The 20,675-nt window shown below is 68.8% G+C and carries 16 protein-coding genes; 7 read left to right on the top strand and 9 right to left on the bottom strand.

The features are described from left to right. Positions 1-297: 297 nt before the first annotated feature. Both pepN and ABLI39_RS14535 read right to left on the bottom strand, forming a co-directional pair. Entirely contained in the window at positions 298-2,907 is a 2,610-nt protein-coding gene (gene pepN / locus ABLI39_RS14540; RefSeq protein ID WP_349414160.1) for an aminopeptidase N, read from the bottom strand. Between the two features lie 54 nt (positions 2,908-2,961). Further along, a complete protein-coding gene (locus tag ABLI39_RS14535) occupies positions 2,962-3,960 on the bottom strand; it encodes a YeiH family protein (RefSeq protein ID WP_502935235.1) in 999 nt (332 codons plus the stop codon). A 155-nt stretch (positions 3,961-4,115) separates the two neighbouring features. Here ABLI39_RS14535 and ABLI39_RS14530 point away from each other — a divergent pair, with 155 nt between their 5' ends. The 3 genes from ABLI39_RS14530 to ABLI39_RS14520 are packed head-to-tail and all read left to right on the top strand — an operon-like array spanning position 4,116 to position 7,481. Next, positions 4,116-5,714 (top strand): circularly permuted type 2 ATP-grasp protein, encoded by a 1,599-nt coding sequence (locus ABLI39_RS14530; RefSeq protein ID WP_349414159.1) that lies wholly within the window; start codon positions 4,116-4,118, stop codon positions 5,712-5,714. After that, a complete protein-coding gene (locus tag ABLI39_RS14525) occupies positions 5,707-6,633 on the top strand; it encodes an alpha-E domain-containing protein (protein WP_349414158.1) in 927 nt (308 codons plus the stop codon). The genes ABLI39_RS14530 and ABLI39_RS14525 overlap by 8 nt, the downstream gene beginning before the upstream one ends. After that, positions 6,630-7,481 (top strand): transglutaminase family protein, encoded by an 852-nt coding sequence (locus ABLI39_RS14520; protein WP_349414156.1) that lies wholly within the window; start codon positions 6,630-6,632, stop codon positions 7,479-7,481. Before ABLI39_RS14525 ends, ABLI39_RS14520 begins: the two co-directional genes overlap by 4 nt. Positions 7,482-7,505: 24 nt before the next feature. Here the strand turns inward: ABLI39_RS14520 and ABLI39_RS14515 are convergent, their stop codons facing one another. Next, the gene (locus ABLI39_RS14515) at positions 7,506-7,991 is read right to left on the bottom strand and encodes a pyridoxamine 5'-phosphate oxidase family protein (protein ID WP_349414154.1); all 486 of its coding nucleotides are present in this window, start codon (positions 7,989-7,991) and stop codon (positions 7,506-7,508) included. A 155-nt stretch (positions 7,992-8,146) separates the two neighbouring features. On the opposite strand from ABLI39_RS14515, the gene ABLI39_RS14510 reads away from it, so the two are divergent. Then, entirely contained in the window at positions 8,147-9,847 is a 1,701-nt protein-coding gene (locus ABLI39_RS14510; protein WP_349414152.1) for a GAF domain-containing sensor histidine kinase, read from the top strand. A gap of 19 nt (positions 9,848-9,866) precedes the next feature. On the opposite strand, the gene ABLI39_RS14505 is transcribed toward ABLI39_RS14510, so the two are convergent. Beyond that, on the bottom strand, positions 9,867-10,601 hold the full coding sequence (locus ABLI39_RS14505; protein WP_349414151.1) for a response regulator: 735 nt from the start codon (positions 10,599-10,601) through the stop codon (positions 9,867-9,869). A 360-nt stretch (positions 10,602-10,961) separates the two neighbouring features. On the opposite strand from ABLI39_RS14505, the gene ABLI39_RS14500 reads away from it, so the two are divergent. After that, positions 10,962-11,405 carry a universal stress protein gene (locus ABLI39_RS14500; RefSeq protein WP_349414149.1) on the top strand — a complete coding sequence of 148 codons (444 nt, stop codon included), beginning with the start codon at positions 10,962-10,964 and terminating at the stop codon, positions 11,403-11,405. Positions 11,406-11,433: 28 nt separating this feature from the next. Here the strand turns inward: ABLI39_RS14500 and ABLI39_RS14495 are convergent, their stop codons facing one another. From ABLI39_RS14495 to glgC, 3 genes are all read right to left on the bottom strand, one after another. Then, positions 11,434-11,901, bottom strand: a complete 468-nt coding sequence (locus ABLI39_RS14495) for a pyridoxamine 5'-phosphate oxidase family protein (protein WP_349414147.1) — start codon at positions 11,899-11,901, stop codon at positions 11,434-11,436. Between the two features lie 95 nt (positions 11,902-11,996). Continuing rightward, complete coding sequence (locus ABLI39_RS14490) at positions 11,997-13,490, bottom strand: SDR family NAD(P)-dependent oxidoreductase (protein ID WP_349414145.1); 1,494 nt, start codon at positions 13,488-13,490, stop codon at positions 11,997-11,999. Positions 13,491-13,537: 47 nt separating this feature from the next. Beyond that, the gene (gene glgC / locus ABLI39_RS14485) at positions 13,538-14,956 is read right to left on the bottom strand and encodes a glucose-1-phosphate adenylyltransferase (protein ID WP_349414144.1); all 1,419 of its coding nucleotides are present in this window, start codon (positions 14,954-14,956) and stop codon (positions 13,538-13,540) included. Between the two features lie 101 nt (positions 14,957-15,057). On the opposite strand from glgC, the gene glgA reads away from it, so the two are divergent. Then, entirely contained in the window at positions 15,058-16,257 is a 1,200-nt protein-coding gene (gene glgA / locus ABLI39_RS14480) for a glycogen synthase (protein ID WP_349414143.1), read from the top strand. A 74-nt stretch (positions 16,258-16,331) separates the two neighbouring features. Here the strand turns inward: glgA and ABLI39_RS14475 are convergent, their stop codons facing one another. Further along, positions 16,332-18,473 (bottom strand): acyl-CoA dehydrogenase family protein, encoded by a 2,142-nt coding sequence (locus tag ABLI39_RS14475; protein WP_349414142.1) that lies wholly within the window; start codon positions 18,471-18,473, stop codon positions 16,332-16,334. Positions 18,474-18,546: 73 nt separating this feature from the next. Continuing rightward, positions 18,547-19,242: a TetR family transcriptional regulator gene (locus tag ABLI39_RS14470; protein ID WP_502935234.1), complete on the bottom strand. Its 696-nt coding sequence runs from the start codon at positions 19,240-19,242 to the stop codon at positions 18,547-18,549. A gap of 59 nt (positions 19,243-19,301) precedes the next feature. On the opposite strand from ABLI39_RS14470, the gene ABLI39_RS14465 reads away from it, so the two are divergent. Next, positions 19,302-20,672 (top strand): acetyl-CoA C-acetyltransferase, encoded by a 1,371-nt coding sequence (locus ABLI39_RS14465; protein ID WP_349414140.1) that lies wholly within the window; start codon positions 19,302-19,304, stop codon positions 20,670-20,672. Positions 20,673-20,675 lie beyond the last annotated feature (3 nt).

Raw genomic sequence — 20,675 nt, 5'->3', positions numbered from 1 at the left:
TTGGCGGCCATTCGCGTCAGAAGGGCGCCCTGGGCAGGCGGCGCTCTTCGTCGATTCGCCACAAGTGGCCGCTATGCCCACCCGTTTAGCGGCGATGTGCGTCAGAAAAGCGCGCCCCGGACTGCAGTTTGGCGCCCAGGGCGGGCGGCATCCCGCGTCGATTCGCCACAAGTGGCCGCTTCGCCCACCCGTTTAGCGGCCATTCGCGTCAAATGGGTATCAAGACGGACGGCGCTGTTCGTCGATTCGCCACACGTGGCCGCACCGGGTCCCGTGGGCCCCGCATCACCCGTCGGGCTACCCCGCGGCCTGGGCCGTGAGCGCGCGCAGCAACTGGCTGCGCTGTTCGATGATGATCCGGCGCAGCGCCCGCGGCGCGGCCGCGTGCTCAGCGAGCCACGCGTCCGTCCGGGCGATCACCGGATGCAATTCCGGGTCCGCACCCGGGGCCGCCAGGTCCTGCCCCGCGGGGTAGAGGCCGCGGACGATCCGGCTGGCGATCTCGATGCTGCGGTCCGCCCAGACCTGCTCGAGGCACTCAAAGTAGGGCTCCACGTAGCCCGCCAGCAGTTCCGCCGGGGCCGTGTTGAAGCCCGCGATGGTCGCGCTGAGCAGCTGGTTGGACAGCGCCGTGCCGTGCACGGCGGCGTCCCACGCCTCGGCTTTGACCTTCGGGTCCGGCCGCGCGGCAAGGGCCGTGGCGTGCCCGGACTTGCCCGAGGCGGTGTTGTCGCGGGCCAGCTCGGTATCCAGCTCCTCGGGCTTGTCCTGGCCGTGGGCGGCGATGGCGTGCCAGAGGTTCCACCGGAGTTCCGCGTCAACGGATAGCCCTTCGATCACGGTGCTGCCATCCAGCAGGCCCCTGAGCAGGCCGAGCTGGCCGGCGTCGAAGCGGCTGGTGGCGGCAACGGTCCGCGCCCAGGCCAGCTGCTGGTCGGAGCCGGGGTCCGCGTTCCGGAGTTCCGCGGCGGCCGCGTCGAGGAAGTGGCTGCGGACCTCGTCCCGCCGGGCCGCCGGCACGTAACGTTCGACCGCTGTTCCCGCGTTGCCGAGGACGTTCAGGAGCACCCCGATGCCTTGTTCGGTGGGGGCAAAACGCTGCACCGCCTCGACGTATTGGGCCGCTGGGGCGGCAGCGTCCCGGGCCGAATCCCAGAGCGCGGTCCAGCACAGGGCCCGCGCCATCGGGTCGCTGATCGCGTCCAGGGAGCGGCGTACCGTCGCCTCGGAGTTCGGGTCGAGCCGGACTTTGGCGTAGCTGAGGTCCTCGTCGTTGACGAGCAACAGCGCGGGGCGGGCCTTGCCGACGAGCTGGCCGACGTCGGTGCGTCCGCCGTCGACGTCGGTCTCCACACTGTCGGTGCGCACCAGGGCGCCGGCGTCGTCGAAGTTGTACAGCCCGATCCGCAGCCGATGCGGACGCGGCTCCTGCCGGCCGGTGATGGGATCCTCGGCGTGCTGTACCAGGGACACCGTGGCCAGGGCGCCGTTGTGCTCCTCGATCTCCGTGGTGAGGGTCGAGATGCCGGACGTCTGCAGCCACTTCCGGGCCCAGGCGGCAAGGTCGCGGCCGGAGGCGGCGCTCAATGCCGCCAGCAGGTCCGCCAGGGTGGTGTTGCCGTAGGCGTGGTCACGGAAATACCGGCGGGAGCCGGCAATGAACGCGTCGAAGCCCACATAGGCCACCAGTTGCTTGAGCACGGACGCGCCCTTGGCGTAGGTGATCCCGTCGAAGTTCTGCTTGGCGGCTTCGAGGTCCGGGATGTCGGCGACAATCGGGTGCGTGGTGGGCAGCTGGTCCTGGACGTAAGCCCAGGCCTTGCGGTTGTTGGCGAAGTTCACCCAGGCCGTGTCCCAGTCCGTGGTCCGGTCCACGCCCAGGGTGCCCATGTAGTCCGCAAAGGACTCCTTGAGCCACAGGTCATCCCACCACTGCATCGTAACGAGGTCGCCGAACCACATGTGCGCCATCTCGTGCAGCAGGGTGTTGGCGCGGCCCTGGTACTGCGAGTCGGCGGCGCGGGAGGTAAAGACGTAGCTTTCGGTGAACGTCACCAGCCCCGGGTTCTCCATGGCGCCGAGGTTGTACTCGGGCACGAAGGCCTGCTCGTACTTCCCCCAAGGGTAGGGATAGTCGAAGAGGTCGTTGAAGAAGTCCAGGCCGTTCCTGGTCAGCCGGAACAGTTCTTCCGCGTCGAAGGAGGGCGCCATCGAGGCCCGGCAGTAGAGTGCCAGCGGCACCTCCAGCACCGTGCCGTCCGCGAGGCTCCCGCGCCAGGTGTCCTCGGCCCTGAAGTACGGGCCCGCGAGGACGGTGGTGATGTAGGTGGACATCGGCTTGGTGGCGGCGAAATCCCATCGGCTCGTGGCCGGGTCGCTGGTCAGCTGGGTGCGGAGGGACTCGACGCCGTTCGAGGAGACCTGCCACTCGGACGGGGCCATCACGTGGAAGGTGAACTCGGCCTTGAGGTCGGGCTGTTCGAAGTTCGCGAAGACGCGCCGCGCGTCCGCGGGCTCGTACTGCGTGTAGAGGTAGCACTGGCCGTCGGCGGGGTCGAAGAAGCGGTGCATGCCCTCACCGGACGTGCTGAACAAGGACGTTCCCGTGACCGTGACCTGGTTCTCGGCCTGCAGGTTCTCCAGCCGGATCCGGGAGCCGTCCACCACGTCGGCCACGGGCAGGCCCTTGCCGTTGAGGAAGACGCTGTGCACGGATTCGCTGATGAAGTCCAGGAACGTTGAGGAGCCGGGTTCGCTGGCGGAAAAGTTGATCACGCTGCGGCTGGTGTAGCCCGCGACGCTGGGATCGGCCGCCTGCCGGACGTCAAGGGAGACGTCGTAGCTGTGGGTGGTGATCAGGGCTGAGCGGGTTGCCGCTTCGTCACGGCTCAGGTTCTGGTTCGACACCCCGCTATCTAATCACGGACGGAACCGACAGCGGCCCGGAATCCGGCCCGCCGCTCAGCGGCCGGGGACGAGGACGACGGCGGCGGCCAGCCCGAGGGCCGCGATCAGGAGCCAGGAGGCCAGGGCCGCGAGCAGGGCGCGGGTTCCGGTCCGCAGCAACTGCCCCACCCGGACGGCCGACCCGAGTCCAAACAGCGCCATGCCCAGCAGCAGGTCCTGCAGCACGGCGGCGGCCCCGAGCGCTCCGGGGGAGAGCCAGCCGGCGCTCCGCAGGGCCGCCATGGCAATGAAGCCGACCACAAACAGCGGCACCACCGGCGGGAGCCGGCCACCGGCGTCGGACCCGATCCGGTGGTGGATGCCCGCCGCGGCGACCATGGGGGCGAGCAGCAGCACCCGGGTGAGCTTGACGATAACGGCGACCGCGAGCGCCGAGGCCCCCGCGGTCTGGGCGGTGGCGACCACCTGCCCGACGTCATGAACCGAGGCGCCGGCCCACGCCCCGAAGGTTTCCGGGCCGAGCCCCAGCGGGCCGATGAGCAGTGGCAGGACGCCGATGGCGAGGGTGCCGCAGAGCGTGACCAGCGCGATCGGAAGCACGGTGTCCTGCTGCCGGATCCGCCGGACAGCTGCCATCGCCCCGATCGCGGAGGCCCCGCAAATGGCGAAGCCGGTGGCGATCAGCAGCGAGATGTGCGGCGGCAGCCGGAACAGCCGTCCGATGCCGTAGGTGCCCGCGAACGCCGCCAGCACCACCCCGGTGATCAGCAACAGGGCGGGCCAGCCCAGGCCCAGCACCTCCAGCACACTGACCTTGAGCCCCAGCACCACGATCCCGGCGCGCATCAGGTGCTTGCCGACGAAGTCCAGGCCGGCCCGGCCGGGACCGGCGCTCCAGCCGGACACTCCGGGCAGGTTCGCGGCCAGCAGCCCCAGCAGGACCGCCACGGTCATTGCCGGCAGTGCGGGCAGCAGGGTGTGGACGCCGAGGGCGGTCCCGACGGCGGCGGCGCAGGCGAACAGACCGGGCAGCAGTGCGGGAAGGGCCCGCAGCCGGCCGGACGTCTGCGGCAGGGAAAAGCGGCGGAGAGGAGGCACGCCGTCAACCTTGCCCTACGCGCCGCCCAAACGCCGCAGCGTGAGCCACAACACGCCCCGCGGGAGGCGCCGAAATGATTTCGTAACGAAAAGATGGTTGGCTTATGGGCATGTCTGACCTTTTTGAGGATTACTCAGAGGCTGCCGGCCGAAGCGGCGCCTACGATGAGATGTTTGCCCCGGGCCAGGAAGCCCGGCGCTCCTACGGCCAGGTTGCCGGGGCGCTGCGGGAGCTCTCGCTGGCCGACGTCACGGCGCGTGCGGACTCGATGGCACGGACGTTCCTGGACCGCGGAGTCACCTTCGACTTTGCGGGGGAGGAGCGGCCCTTCCCGCTGGACATCGTCCCCCGGGTGATCCCGGCCGACGAGTGGACTGTGCTCGAACGCGGCGTGGCGCAGCGGGTACGGGCCCTGGAGGCCTTCCTCAACGACGTCTACGACAAAATGACGGTGGTCTCCGACGGCGTGATCCCGCGCCAGCTCGTCACCACCAGCGCGCATTTCCACCGCCAGGTCCACGGCTTCGAGCCGGCCGGCGGAGTCCGCGTCCACATTTCCGGCATCGACGTCGTCCGGGACGCGGCCGGAACGTTCAGGGTCCTCGAGGACAACGTGCGAGTGCCCTCCGGCGTCAGCTACGTGCTGGAGAACCGCCGGGCCATGGCCAAGGGCCTGCCGGAGGCCTTCGGCCAGCAGCTGATCCGCCCGGTGGAGGAATACCCCCGCCGGCTGCTGTCCGCGCTGCGCAAGACTGCGCCGTCCGGCGTCGACGATCCCACCGTGGTGGTCCTGACCCCCGGCGTGTTCAACAGCGCCTACTTCGAGCACACCCTGCTGGCGGGCCTGATGGGCGTGGAACTGGTGGAGGGCCGCGACCTGATCTGCCGCGGCAACCGCGTCTACATGCGCACCACCGCCGGCGAACAGCGCGTCGACGTGATCTACAAGCGCATCGACGACGAGTTCCTCGACCCCCTGCAGTTCCGCTCCGACTCCATGCTCGGCTGCCCCGGGCTGGTCAACGCCGCCCGCGCCGGCGGCGTCACGATCGCGAACGCGGTGGGCAACGGCGTCGCGGACGACAAGCTGGTCTACAGCTACGTGCCGGACCTGATCCGCTATTACCTGGGCGAAGAGCCCGTGATCGCCAACGTGGACACGTTCCGGCTCGAGGAGAAGGAAGCCCGTGAACACGTGCTGGACCGGCTTGAGGAGCTCGTGGTCAAACCCGTCGACGGCTCCGGCGGCAAGGGCCTGGTGATCGGCCCGGACGCGTCCAAGGACGAACTCGAGGCCCTGCGCAAGCGCATTATTGCCGACCCGCGCGGCTGGATCGCCCAGCCGGTGCTCCAGCTCTCCACTGTGCCCACCCTCAGCGGCGACAAGTTCGGACCGCGGCACGTGGACCTGCGCCCCTTTGCCGTGAACGACGGCGACGACGTCTGGGTCCTGCCCGGCGGGCTCACCCGGGTGGCGCTGAAGGAAGGCTCGCTGATCGTGAACTCCAGCCAGGGCGGCGGCTCCAAGGACACCTGGGTACTCGCCGATTCCCCGCAGGTTCCCGTCGAGGTCATCCCGCGGCCTGCCATCACGGTCCGCGAACGGGTGTCCGTCTGGCCGGTGGAAAGCAACTGGCGCGACAGCCAGAAAGAGCAGCAGCAACAGCAGCAGAGTTCTGACGCGCAGGAGGTAGCCGCGAATGCTTAGCCGTATTGCCGAGTCCCTGTTTTGGATCGGCCGCTATGTGGAGCGGGCCGACGGCACCGCCCGGATCCTGGACGTCCACCTCGAACGCCTGAACCACCTGCCGATGGAGGAACAGCGCAGCGTCGCGCAGGAACTCCTCGCCGTGATGGGCGCCCGGCCGCAGTCCGAGGACTTCGGCCTGGACGAGCTGCTGCACGCCCTGGCCTACGACAAGCAGAGCGCCACGTCGATCGCCGGGTCGCTCGGTGCCGCGCGGGAGAACGCCCGGCGCGCCCGGGAGACCGTGTCCTCCGGGCTCTGGGAGAGCCTGAACACCACCTACTACGGGCTGAACCAGCACCGCAAGGACGTGGTGGGAACCTACCGGTTCTGCAACTGGGTCCTGGAGCGCACCGCCATGGTCAGCGGCCTCGCGGACACGACGGTCAGCCACGACGAAAGCTGGCTGTTCCTGGTCCTGGGCCGCTCGCTGGAACGGGCGGACATGACGGCGCGGATGCTCTCCACCCGCGACGTGCTTTCGGCCGGCATGTCCTGGGTCAACATGCTCCGCTGCGCCGGCGCCTACGAGTCGTTCCTGCGCACGCGCCGAGCCGCCTTCGGCGACCAGCACGCAGCCGAGTTCCTGCTGCTGGACCGCCTGTTCCCCCGCTCCATCGTGTACGCCCTGCGCGACGCCGATGAGTGCCTCGCCAAACTGGACCCCTCGGCCCAGCGCGTCGGCTTTATCAACGACGCCCGCCGGATCGTGGGCCAGGCCCGGACGTTCCTGGAGTTCCACCGCACCGACGACCTGATGTCCGAACTGCCCGAGCACATGGAACGCGTGCAGAAGGCCGTCTCGCAGGCCTCGGACGCCATTTCCCGTAAGTACTTCAATCAGGCAGACGAACTGGCCTGGGTGGGAGAAGTTTCATGACCCGGCTCAGCATCACCCACAGGACCGCGTACAAATACAACAAACGCGTCACCCTCTCCTACAACGAGGCCCGGATGACGCCGCTGACGGACCCGCAGCAGGTGGTGCTGGAGTCCTCCATGAAGGTCTCGCCGTCGCAGGCGGCGATCAGCAGCTACCGCGACTACTGGGGCACCCGCGTGACGGCCTTCGACATGCAGATGCCGCACGACCACTTGGAGGTCCTCGCCACCACCACGGTCGAGGTGCACCGGGTCGAGCGGATCCCCGCGGAGGCCGACATCGTGGGCTGGGACGTTCTGTCCGCCCCGGAAACACTCAACCAGTACAGCGACTGGATCCCGCAGTCCCAGCTCACCGGCCCCGGCGCCGAGGTGCTCGGGATCGTCCCCGGCGTCGTCGCAGGGCGCAACCCGCACGAGGCCGCCATGGCAGTCTTCGAGTGGATGCGCGGCGAGATGAGCTACATGAAGGGTTCCACCGGCGTCACCACCAACGCCGAAGAGGCCTGGAACCAGCGCCAGGGCGTCTGCCAGGACCTCGCGCACCTCGCGATCGGGGCGCTGCGCAGCTGCGGGATCCCGGCCCGCTACGTCTCCGGTTACCTGCACCCGCGTTCGACGGCGGAGCTCGGCGAGACGGTCGCCGGGCAGTCGCACGCGTGGCTGGAATGGTGGGACGGGGAATGGCGCAGCTGGGATCCGACGAACCACAAGCCCGCCGGGGACTTCCATGTCACGGTGGCCCGCGGCCGCGACTACCGCGACGTGCCGCCGTTGAAGGGCATCCTGTCCGGCGGCGGCGGGTCGGCGCTCTCGGTCACCGTGGAGATCACCCGCCTGGCCTGAGCCGGCCCGCCGGCGTGGGCTCGCCTATTCGAGGCCGGAGCGGGTGGCGTCATCCAGCGGCGTCCACCACGTCAGCGGCGGGACGATCTTGAACCGCCGGCCGGTGATGTTGTCCGGTGTAATCCGGACGAAGTGCTCCTTCTTCCCCGCCTGCCACGGGAACAGCAGGAGCCCCACGGTGTCCATGACTTCCTCCTGGTTCTTCACCGCGGCGGCCTGGCCCTTGACCACCACACTCCAGGCGATGCCGCTGTCCGAGTCCACGCCGTCGGCCTCGACGGCCACAGGGGTGTCGCCTGTCGCGGCGTGCAGCTTGGTACCTTCGGCAGTGCGGAACACGAGGGTGCCGTGGTCCACCTTGTAGTTGATCGGGAAGATGTCCGGGTGGTCGTCCACCCACACGGCCATCCGGCCCACCGTGACGCTGCGCAACAGCCTCCAGCATTCGTGGTTGTCCAGGTTTTCGACGGCATGGGGCTGATTGGCGGCTGGTTTCGGATCAGTGCTCATGGCGAGGAGCCTACGTCAGGCAGAGCCGGGCGGGCTAGGGGCCAACGGCCCGCAGCCGTAACAATCCCCGGCCCTTTTGGGTCCGTTTAGAAGGGATCGGGGTATTCTGGCAACACGTCATCGGCGCGGATGTACGTCGTGAGAATTGGGGTCAGATGGATTCTGTCGATGCAGGCCGGGAGACGGTGAAATCCGGCAACACAAAAGTTGAAGACCTACTCAAGGATCTGGTGTCCCACGGCGGCGAGCTGCTGCAGTCACGGGAGCGCATGGCCGGCCTGCTCGAAGCCGTTGTTGCCCTCGCGGAGGACCTCAGCCTCGACGCTGTGCTCGAACGCGTGGTGCAGTCCGCCTGCCATCTCTTGCATGCCCGGTACGGCGCCCTTGGCGTCATGGGAGAAAATCTCACCCTGAGCCATTTCATCACGGTCGGGATTGACAGCGAACTCGCCGACAAGATCGGCCTGCTGCCCTCAGGTCGCGGGGTGCTCGGCGTCGTCGTCACGACCCCCCGGCCATTGCGTCTCCAGGACCTTGGCCAGCATCCGGAATCGGTCGGGTTCCCTGCCCACCACCCGCCGATGCGGTCCTTTCTGGGTGTGCCCATCCGGGTCCGCGACACGGTGTTCGGCAACCTTTACCTGACCGAGAAGGAGGGCGGCGGGGACTTCAGCGACGAGGATGAGGGCCTGGCGATGGCATTGGCCGCCGCCGCCGGCGTCGCGATCGAAAATGCCAAACTCTACGACGACGCCCGCCGCCGCGCCCGCTGGCTCGAAGCCTGCATGGATGTCTCCGGGCTGATGCTCGGCAGCGACCGGGACTACACCGCTGGCGGTCTGGATCCGATCGCCGCCCGGGCCCTGCAGGAATCCGAATCCAAACTGGCCCTCATTGTGGCCCCGGCGGTGTCCGGGCCCGGCTACATCGTCGCCGGCGCCGCGGGCGAGCGCTCCGCGGCCTTCTCCGGCGGGGTGCTGCCCCTTGACGCGCCCGAGCTGCAGGACGTGCTCGCCGGCGGTGAACCGTTGATGCTGGACAACCCCGCCGGGGTGTTCGACGGCATTGACGACGGCGGCAGCCTGGGACCGCTGCTCGCGGTCGCCCTGAGCACCCAGGGCGCCCACCACGGCCTGCTGCTGCTCGCGCGGGACCCCGAGGACCTCCGCTACACCCGGACCGACATCGAGATGGGTGCCGTCTTTGGGTCGCACGTGGCCCTGTCCCTGGAACTCGCCCGCGTCCACCGGCTCCGCGAGGAGCTGCTGGTCTTCACCGACCGCGACCGGATCGCCCGGGACCTGCACGACCTGGTCATCCAGCGGCTTTTCGCCGCCGGCCTGAGCGTGCAAAGCCTGACCAGATACACCAAGGACGAGCTCGCGACCGAGCGGATCCGCAATATCACCGGCGAGCTGGATGAGGCGATCCGCAGCCTGCGGGACACGATCTACTCGCTCAAGAGCAGCAGCGGCGAAACTGAACTGCTCAGCGGCAGGATCCGCCGCGTGACCCGCAGCTCGGCCAAGTCGATGCCCTTTACACCCTGCCTGACGCTGACCGGACCGGTGGACGCCGTGACGCCGGACAAGGCGGACAACGTGGTGGCCGTGGTCTCCGAGGGTCTGAGCAACGCCATCCGGCACTCCGGTGCGGACGCGATCGCCGTGTCCGTCGCCGTTATCAAGGGCCAGGTCACGGTGGTCATCACGGACAACGGCTCCGGCTTTGACGCCTCCCTGGAACGCAACGGCCTGGCCAATCTGGAGGACCGCGCGCGGATGCTGGATGGCCAGTGCACTATCACCACGGCCCCGGATGCCGGCACCAGCGTGGAGTGGTCCGTGCCGCTCTGACCCGCAGGGGAGCGGCCGGTCAGCGCACGCTGTGTTGCCGGCTGCCCTCGGGCGCCGCCCCGGCGGCCGGAGCCCCCGCTGCGGCCGGACTGGCGATGAAGACGGCCGCCTGCGTGCGGCGTTCAAAGCCCAGCTTGGCCAGGAGCGAGGAGACGTAATTTTTCACCGTCTTTTCGGCCAGGAACATCTCAGCCGCGATCTGGCGGTTGGTGAGGCCGCCGCCGACAAGCTCCAGCACGCGGCGTTCCTGCGGGGTCAGCGCCGCGGTCCGCGGGTCGACCTCCTCGGTCTCCACCATGCTGTCCACGATCCCGGCGGCCACGCCGTCGTCGAACAACGATTCCCCGGCCGCGGCACGCCGCAAGGCCCCGATCAGGTCGGTGCCGCCGATCTCTTTCAGCACGTAGCCCGAGGCGCCGGCGAGGACCGCGCCGCGGAGGGCCTGTTCGTCGTCGAAGCTGGTGAGGATGATGCAGTTCAGGGAGGGGTCCACCGAGCGCACGTCCCGGCAGACTTCGATTCCGGTGCCGTCGGGCAGGCGGGCATCCAGGACACAGACGTCCGGGTGGAGCGCCGGAATGCGCCGGGTGGCCTCCACGGCCGATCCGGAGCTGCCGACCACGAGGAACCCTTCGCCCTCCAGCAGTTCCTGGAGGCCGCGGCGGACAAGTTCGTGGTCATCGAGGATGAACACGCGGATTACGGCCGGATGGCCTTCGGCTGCAGTGAGACCGGCATCTGCCCAGGCAATCATGATTCTCCCGTCCGGGCGCCGAGGTTGCCACTTTTCCCACGGAGCTCCCCAGCCCGCGTTGCAGGTCTGTGGCAGACCGCGTCCGTACCTCTTGTGCGGGACCCGCTTGCCGGTCCCTGACTAGCAGTGGCGTCGTGCATTCCATTGTGGCAACAAATCGTCCGCATCGACCGCGCAGCTCGAATATTTCTTTGCCGCGCACCGTAATTCTCGGACCATCCGGCGCTTGCCAACAAGGGTCGTTCGGCCTACGGAGCTTAGGACGCGGCGGCGTCGCCGTGACTTTCGGCCCTAGCTTGCCGCGGACGGGGGATAAAGTGTTGAGCTACGCGCTGCTGGGGCACGACGAAGGGATCAGTCATGGGCGAGGCTACGGACATCCGGACCATTGTGGTCGGCGTCGACGGATCAGATGCGTCGGTGGAGGCACTCCGGCAGGCCCAGCGGCTGGCGCTGCCGCTCTCGGCCAAGGTCGTCGCGTTGGCCTGCTGGGACGTTCCGCCGGTCTACGACGGCTACATTGCGATGGGCATCGACGATTTCGACGTCCGCGCGGGGGAGATCCTGGCCGAGACCGTCGCCAAGGCCTTCGGCGCGGACACGCCGGCCAACGTTGAAACCCGGCTGGTGCAGGGCCACCCGCGCCACACGCTGATCGAGGAGAGCCGCGACGCCGACCTGCTGGTGTTGGGCCGGCGCGGGCACGGCGGCTTCGGCGGCCTGCTGCTGGGATCGGTGAGCTCCGCCCTGGTGGCCCACGCGCACTGCCCGGTTCTGGTGGTCCACACCCCCGAGAAACGCTAGGGCCGGCCCCGGAGCCTTATTCGAAGTCTTATTCGAAGGACGCCCGCCGCGGGTCGGCAAGGCGGGTGTTCCACACGTCCGGGTTGTTGACCTTGAAGCGGCGTCCGGTCAGGGCTTTCGGGGCGAGGCGGACGTAGTAGTTCTTTTCGCCCGGCTGCCACGGCTCCAGGAGCAACGCATCCACTGCGTCCTTCTCGGCCTGGTCATCGATCAGCTCGGCCTCGCCGCGGGCGACGACACTCCAGGCGGTCTGCTCATGCGCGTCGTAACCGTCGATCTCAAAAGCCAACGGTTTGGCCGTGATGGCGCCCCAGAGCTTCGTGCCGCCGGCCGTGCGGAACACGATCGAGCGGCGCTTCAGAACAAAGTTGACCGGGAAGACCTCCGGGTGTCCGTCCACGATCAGTGCGATCCGCCCCACCACCTCGCTGTCGAGCAGCACCCAGCACTGGTCGATGGACAGCTGGAAATTCGGCGGGGGCGTCGTCGTGTTCACAGCTCCACGTTACGGACGGCTTCCAGCCCCCATTAGGGCCATTAGGCCCGTGGCGGCTGCGCGGGCGCTGCTAGGCCTGCGCCCGGCGGCCGGCGTCACCAGGGGCTGGGCTTGTAGTCCTTCAGGAAGACGCCGTACTGGTCCTCGCCCGACTCGCCCATCACGATCGGATCGTAGACCCGGGCGGCGCCGTCGACGAGGTCCAGCGGGGCGTGGAAGCCCTCCTCCATCAGCCGGACCTTCGTGTAATGCGGCCGCTCGTCCGTGATCCAGCCGGTGTCGACGGCGGTCATCAGGATGCCGTCGGCCTCAAGCATCTCCTTCGCGGAGGTGCGCGTCATCATGTTCAAGGCGGCCTTGGCCATGTTGGTGTGCGGGTGCCCGGGGCCCTTGTAGGCGCGGGAGAACTGGCCCTCCATGGCGCTGACGTTCACGATGTACTTCCGGCGTGCCGTGGAGCGCTTCATGGCGCCGCGGAGCCGGCTGACCAGCAAGAACGGCGCGGTGACGTTGCAGAGCTGCACCTCAAGCATTTCCAGCGGGTCCACCTCGTCCACCACCTGGGTCCAGCTGTTGATGGTGGCCTGGTCCGGCACGAGCCCGCCCGCATCGATGGCGGTGCCGGCGGCGATCCGTTCCAGCGACGCGGAACCGGTGGACAGCGCCAGCGAGGTAACGGCGTCCCCGGCCAGCACCGGGTGCTCCAGGACCGAGCTGGCCAGGGCCAGCGGGTGTTTGTCGTGGGCGTGGCCGAAGGTGACCAGCTCGGGACCGCCGTTGGCCGCCTGCAGCTCCGCCGGCAGCGGCTCGTCCTCGGCGTCGACCAGCGGCTTGTAGGCGTTGCCCGAGCGGCGGACCGTCTGCGCTGCGTTGTTGATGATGATGTCCAGCGGCCCGGCGGCATCGAGGGAGTCCGTCAGCGCCATGACCTGCGACGGGTCGCGCAGGTCGATGCCCACGATCCGCAGCCGGTGCAGCCAGTCCGCGCTGTCCTCCATGGCGGCGAAACGGCGGGCGGCGTCCTTCGGGAAGCGTGTGGTGATGGTGGTGTGGGCGCCGTCGCGCAGCAGCCGCAGCGCGATGTACATGCCGATCTTGGCCCGCCCGCCGGTGAGCAGCGCCCGCCGGCCGGTCAGGTCTGTCCGGGCGTCGCGTTTGCTGTGGCTGAAGTGCGCACAGTCGGGGCAGAGTTGGTGGTAGAAGGCATCCACCTGCGTGTAGTGCTGCTTGCAGATGTAGCAGGGCCGGGACCGGATCAGGTGCCCGGCCACCTCGCCGGTGGCCGAGGGGGCTAGCTTGTTGCCGCGCGTCTCGTCGTCGATCCGGTCCGGGGCCGCGGTCGCGGTCTGGGCGATCACGGCGCGGTCCGCCTCCGCGATGAGGTCCCGCTTGGTGACCCGGCGGTGGCGCTTGACCGCCTTGAACATCTTTCCGGTTGCGCGCCGGATCGACACGTAGTCCGGGTGTTCCTCGTCGTAGACGTGGATGCTGTTCAGGACCTTGAGGCAGGCGGCGATTTCCGCCGGGGTCAAGTCGGCCGCGGCCGGTTCGTCACTGGCCGGGGCGGGGGGCAGATCGGGGGAGCTCATTGGGCCAATTTTACAGCCTGGCCGGGCCGCGGCCCGACCAGGCGCTCTTAGTAGGCCTTGGTGGAGGACTTCCCGGGAGTCTCGACGCCGACGGCGGCGGCGTGCACCTCGCCGACCTTCTCCACGGTCTCGCGTCCGGCCGGCCAGTTCTCGGTGGCCGTCTTGACGGCGTTGGGCACCAGGTAGAGGTTGGCCGCGGACAGTTCGCGCTCGGCGTCGCCGGGCTCTGGAACGTTTTGGCCCTTGGCCAGGACGGTGATGCCGGAGTCGGTGACCTTGAAACCTCGGGCGCGGTCAAGGTCCGGGTCCAGGCCGATGGCAGCGCCGGCGGGAATCCGGACGTTCTTGTCGACGATGGCGCGCTTGATGACGGCGCCGGCCCCGACCTGCACCTTGTCCATCAGTACCGAGTCGACCACCCGGCTGGCCGTGCCGACGTAGACGTCGTTGGAGAGCACCGAGCCCTCCACAATGCCGCCGGAGATCACCACGCCGCTGGCCACGATCGAATCCAGCGCCGTGCCCACGGTGCCGCCCTCGCCGCGGACGAACTTGGCCGGCGGGGAGATGCTTTGGCGGGTGTAGATGGGCCACTCGGAGTTGTACAGGTTGAAGACCGGCACTGGGGAGATCAGGTCCATGTGGGCGTCGTAGAACGAGTCGATGGTGCCGACGTCGCGCCAGTAGGTGCGGTCCCGCTCGGTCGAGCCGGGGATGTCGTTGAGGGTGAAGTCGTAGACCCCGGCCTCACCCTGGTCGACGAAGTACGGGATGATGTCTCCGCCCATGTCGTGTTTGGTGTCGAGCCGTTCGGCGTCGACGTGCAGCGCCTCCACGAGAGCGTCCGCGTTGAACACGTAGTTGCCCATCGAGGCCAGGAACTGGCTGGGATCCGCGGCGAGCCCCGGCGTCGAGGAGGGCTTCTCCACAAACGCCGCGATCTTTTCGGGGTTCTCCTGGTCCACCTCGATTACGCCGAACTGGTCGGCCATGTGCAGCGGCTGGCGCACGGCGGCCACGGTTGCCTTGGCGCCGCTGGCGACGTGCTGTGCGACCATCTGGGCGAAGTCCATGCGGTAGACGTGGTCCGCGCCGACCACCACGACGATGTCCGGGTTGGCGTCGTGGATCAGGTTCAGGGACTGGTAGATGGCGTTGGCGCTGCCGAGGAACCAGCTCTTGCCCACCCGCTGCTGCGCCGGCACGGAGGCGATGTAGTTGCCCAGCTGGGTGGACATGCGCCATGTTTCGGAAATGTGCCGGTCAAGGCTGTGGGATTTGTATTGCGTCAGGACCACAATCTGCAAATATCGGGAATTGACCAGGTTGGAAAGGGCGAAATCAATAAGCCGGTAACTCCCGGCGAACGGAACGGCCGGCTTGGCCCGGTCGGCCGTCAACGGCATCAACCTATTCCCCTCGCCACCTGCGAGGACAATGGCCAAGACTTTCTTCTGCTGCGGCATGTGATCGCTCCTGAACGCCTTCGTTGCTCCCCAAAACTGTCCGGTGTGCCCGGACCTCTTCACACTAGAACAGATCAGCCGGAACGACTACCTTGGGGTTTGTGCGAATAGACATTGTGACCAAGGAATTTCCGCCCGAAATCTATGGGGGCGCCGGCGTCCACGTGGCCGAACTCAGCCGGGTGCTGGCCCAGCGGGTGGAGCTGCAGGTGCGCGCCTTCGGCGCGGAGCGCGCTCCGGACTACCACGGGGCCACCGTCACCTCCTATCCGGTGCCGGAGGACCTGGCAGGCGCCAACGCCGCGGTGCAAACCCTCGGCGTGGACCTGCGGATCGTTCCGGACATCGCCGGCGCGGACCTTGTGCACTCGCACACCTGGTACGCCAACATGGCCGGGCACCTTGCCTCGCTGCTGCACGGCATCCCGCACGTGCTCAGCGCGCACAGCCTCGAGCCGCTGCGGCCTTGGAAGGCCGAACAGCTCGGCGGAGGGTACGCGCTGTCCTCCTGGGTGGAGAAGACCGCCTACGAATCCGCCGCCGCGATCATTGCCGTGTCCGAGGGGATGCGGCAGGACATCCTGCGCAGCTACCCGGACGTGGATCCGGCCAAGGTCCGCGTGGTGCACAACGGCATCGACGTGAGCCTCTGGAACCGCGACGAGGGGGAGGACGTGGTCCGGGCCCTGGGGATCGACCCGGCGCGGCCGAGTGTCGTCTTTGTGGGCCGCAACACCCGGCAGAAGGGCGTGCCGTACCTGCTGCGGGCCGCCGCCAAGCTGCCCGCGGACGTGCAGCTGGTGCTGTGCCTGGGCGCGGCGGACACCCCGGAGCTCGCCGCGGAGACGGCCCGGCTGATCGAGGAACTGCAGGGCCAGCGCAGCGGCGTGGTCCTGGTGGAGCGGATGCTGCCGCGCCACGAGCTGATCCAGGTCCTCAGCCACGCCACCGCGTTTGCCTGCCCGTCCATCTACGAACCGCTCGGGATCGTGAACCTGGAAGCCATGGCCTGCGGCGCGGCCGTGGTGGCCAGCGCCACCGGCGGCATCCCCGAGGTGGTCCAGCACGGCGAAACCGGCCTGCTGGTGCAGCTCGAGCAGGTCACGGACGGCACCGGCACGCCGCTGGATCCGGAGAAGTTCGTCACGGAATTCGCCGCGGCCCTGACCGAGGTGGTCTCCGACCCGGCCCGCGCCCGCGCGATGGGCGAGGCCGGCCGCCGCCGGGCCGAGGCGCATTTCTCCTGGGAATCCATCACGGAAACCACCCTTGAGGTCTACCGCTCGGTCCTCCCGCAGTAACGGACCAACACGCCACAACGACGACGGCGCCGCCCCAATTCAGGGGCGGCGCCGTCGTCGTGCGGTGGTTATGCTCAGCCCCGGCGGGACCCGGCCTTCTGCGGCTTGGCCTCGAGGACGGTGCGGGCCAGCAGGATCTTCTCGTCCAGCGGGGCCTGGCCGCTGGCGCGCTGGACCCGGAAGAACTCCCGCGCCTCGTCCTGGCGGGCCTTCTCAGCGCCGGTGGCGATCGCGGCGCGGAGGTGCTCCGGGCCGTAGCCGAAAGCGTCCACCAGGTCCAGGGCGTGCGGGCGGATCTTCACGAGCAGCCGGTTGATGTACTCGCCCACGGTGCGGGCACGCTGCATCGAGAGGCGGCCGTTCATCAGGTACCAGGACAGGTTCTTCTCGATCAGGGACAGGCCGAACAGGTCGCGCAGCCAGGTCAGGACCGCTTTGGTACCGGGGTCGGCGACCTGGCCCAGGGCCTCGGTGAAGGCCTCCCACTGGAGCAGTTCGGCGTGCGCCTGGGCCGCCTCGATGAGCTCGTTCTGGTGGCTGTTGAACAGCGCGGCGGCCTGTTGCTGCGGCAGCTTGTTTGCGCCTTTGAGCGCGGCGCCGACCTCGGCCACCATGGCCTGGACCCGCTCGGTGAGCAAAGCGCGCTGGCCGGCCTCATCCTTGATGGCGGTGGCCGCCTTCTGCACCGAGCCGGAGTCCGCCATGAACTGGGCGACGCCGCGCAGGCCGGTGCGGTGAATGGCTGCGCCGGTGGCCTGGCCGACGACGTAGCGGGCCAGTACACCGAAGTCCACGTTGCGGAACTCCTTGGCGTAGTCGGCCAGCAGGCGCTTCGCGACGAGCTGCAGCAGCACCGTGTTGTCGCCCTCGAAGGTGGCGTAGACGTCGAGGTCGGCCCGCAGCGACGCGAAGCGGTTCTCGATCAGGAAGCCGGCGCCGCCGCAGGCCTCGCGGCATTCCTGCAGCGTGTCGAGGGCGTGCCAGGTGCTCAGCGGCTTGAGGGCAGCGGCCAGCGTTTCGAGGTCCTGGCGGTCCTCGTCGGTGTCGTTGCGGCCGGAGAAGACGTCATCGAACTTCTGCAGCAGCTGTTCGCTGGCGAAGCTCGCGGCGTAGGTGGTGGCGAGCCGGGTGAACAGCCGGCGCTGGTGCCGCTGGTAGTCCAGCAGGACTTCCTCGTCCGTGGCGGAGGACGCGTTGAACTGCCGGCGCTCGGAGGCGTACTGGATGGCGGTCTTGAGGGCCAGCTTGGACGCGGTCACGGCGGCGCCGTCGAGCGAGACCCGGCCCTGGACCAGGGTGCCCAGCATCGTGAAGAAGCGCCTGCCGGGGCTGGCGATCGGGGAGGTGTAGGTCCCGTCGTCGTCAACGTTGCCGTAGCGGTTGAGCAGGTTCGTCCGCGGGATCCGGACCTGGGTGAAGTGCAGTCGGCCGTTGTCGATGCCGTTCAGGCCGCCCTTGACGCCGTCGTCCTCGCCACCGATGCCGGGCAGGAACTCCTTGGTCTCCGGGTCGCGGAGCTCCATGTAGAAGGCGTGCACACCGTGGTTGACGCCGTTGGTGATCAGCTGGGCGAAGACGACGGCGGCGAGGCCGTCGTTCGCGGCGTTGCCGATGTAGTCCTTCCAGGCGGCGCGGAAGGGCGTGTGCACGACGAACTCCTCGGTGGCCGGGTCGTAGGTGGCGGTGGTGGCGATGCTGGCGACGTCCGAGCCGTGGCCGGTCTCGGTCATGGCGAAGCAGCCGGGAATGTCCAGGCTCATGATGCCGGGCAGCCACTTCGCGTGGTGCTCCTCGGTGCCGAGGTGGTTCACGGCGGAGCCGAACAGGCCCCACTGCACGCCCGCCTTGATCTGGAGCGACGGGTCTGCGATGACGAGCTCCTGGAAGCCGGCGACGTTGGCGCCGTGTTCATCCGCGCCGCCGACGGCGACGGGGAACGCGCGGTGCACGGCGCCGTTGTCCACGAGGATCTTGAGCTGCCCGAACGCCCGCTGGCGGTGCTCGGTGTGGGTGAGTCCCTCGGTCTTGTAGAGCTCCGGCCGGCCGGCCAGTTCGCGGGCCTGCCGGCGGACGGCGGCCCATTTGCCCAGCAGCTGTTCGCCGAGGGCGGCGACGTCGACAGTGGGGGCTCCTGCCGCGGGCGCGGCCGCCAGGGTGCGGGGCGCAGGGGCGGCGGAGGTGGTGTGGCCTGCGGAGCGGTCGGCTAGTTCAGTCATGTCGATTCCTTCGTTGGCGCTGACATTGTGGTTCTGGCAGTTGGTGGTCTGGTGCTGGGTGGGTGGCGTCCGGCTACGGGGCCGGCGGGTCCTGGATTTCCGGGGCGATGCCGAAACAGAGCCAGTCGGTGATCTGGCGGGCCATGGCTTCCTGGCCGGGTTTGGCGGGGGAGTCCGGGCTGGCGAGCCACTGCTCGCCGGCGTTGCGGACCAGCCCGATCGCGGCGTTGGGCCAGTAGCCGATCACGGCCTCCTTGCCGGGGACCGCGCGCAGCTGGTGCCGCATGGGCAGCGCGATCATCTCGCTGATCGCGGCGAAGAAGTGGCCCAGCGCGCCGGCCGTGCTGATCGAGCCGTTGTGGCTTTCAGCCTCGCCGGGCGCGTAGCGGGTCACAAAGGTGTAGACGTTCGGGCTGGTCTCGGCCATCTGCAGGTAGGCGGAGACCATGGCGAACAGGCCCTCGCGCGGGGTCTGCGCGCTCTGCGCCGCCTCCTGGATCCGCCGCTGCATCTGGTTCAGGACCACTTCGCCGACCGCCTGCTGCAGGCCGGCCTTGTCGCCGAAGTAGCGGTAGAACACGGATTTGGAGGTTCCGGCCGCGGCCGCGATGTCCTCCATCGATGCCTCGCTGCCGAGTGCATGCACGGCCTTCCGCGCGGACTTGATCAGCTCGCGGCGCCGCTCCTCACGGTGGGACTGCCAGCGGGAGGCGCGTCCGTCGACGGCTGCACCGCCGGTGGCAGGATCTGGCTGAGGGTTGTTCACGATACCCAGCGTATCAGGTACGCTGGGTATCAGTAACCCGCTTTGATCAAAGGAGACAGCACATGCCTGACCACGGAACGTCCGCAAGCGGACCGAAGGACACCGCCGCCCCGGCCGCAGGATCCACCGCAGCTCCGCAGCTCCGCAAGGCAGTTGTGGTCGGCGGTAACCGCATCCCCTTCGCCCGGACCGGCGGCGCCTACACTAAGTCCTCCAACCAGGACATGCTCACCGCGGCCCTGGACGGGCTGATCGCCCGGTTCGGCCTGCAGGACGAACGGATCGGCGAAGTTGCTGCCGGAGCGGTGCTCAAACACTCCCGTGACTTCAACCTCACCCGCGAGGCGGTGCTCGGTTCGGCGCTCTCCGCCGAAACCCCGGCCTACGACCTGCAGCAGGCCTGCGCCACCGGCCTGGAGACCGTGCTGGGCCTCGCGAACAAGATCAAGCTGGGCCAGATCGACTCCGCCATCGCCGGCGGCGTCGACTCCGCCTCCGATGCCCCCATCGCGGTCAGCGAGGGCCTGCGCGAGGTCCTGCTGGACCTGAGCCGTGCCAAGACCCTGCCGCAGCGGCTCCAGGTGCTGAGCCGCCTGCGGCCCAAGGACCTCGCCCCGGACGCCCCCAATACCGGCGAGCCCCGGACCGGACTCTCCATGGGCGAACACCAGGCCCTCACCACCGCGCAGTGGAAGATCACCCGCGAGGCCCAGGACGAACTGGCCTACAACAGCCACCGCAACCTCGCCGCCGCCTACGACGCAGGCTTCTTCGACGAGCTGCTCACCCCCTACCGCGGCCTCAGCAAGGACTCCAACCTCCGCCCGGACACAACGCTGGAGAAGCTCGCCACCCTCAAGCCCGTCTTCGGCAAGAACCTCGGGGCCGAAGCGACCATGACGGCAGGGAACTCCACCCCGCTCACCGACGGTGCCTCCACCGTGCTGCTCGCCTCCGAGGAATGGGCCGACGCCCACGACCTACCCAAGCTCGCCACGGTGCTCGACGGCGAGGCTGCCGCCGTCGACTTTGTGCACGGCAAGGACGGGCTGCTGATGGCCCCGGCGTTCGCCGTCCCGCGCCTGCTGGCACGGCACGGCCTGACCTTCGAGGACATCGACTTCTTCGAAATCCACGAGGCCTTCGCCGGCACGGTGCTGAGCACCCTGGCCGCATGGGAGGACGAGGAGTTCTGCCGTACCCGCCTTGGCCTGGACGGCGCGCTCGGCAGCGTCGACCGTGCCAAACTCAACGTCAACGGCTCCTCCCTCGCCGCCGGCCACCCGTTCGCCGCAACCGGCGGCCGGATCGTCGCCTCGCTGGCGAAGATGCTGCACGCCAAGGGCCAGGTCGACGGCCGCCCCGCGCGCGGGCTCATCTCCGTCTGCGCCGCCGGCGGCCAGGGCGTCGTCGCCATTCTCGAAGCACACTAGGGG

It is taken from the genome of Pseudarthrobacter sp. B907 (assembly GCF_040137805.1).
GTDB lineage: Bacteria > Actinomycetota > Actinomycetes > Actinomycetales > Micrococcaceae > Arthrobacter.
This window is presented reverse-complemented; position numbering and strand designations above follow the sequence as displayed.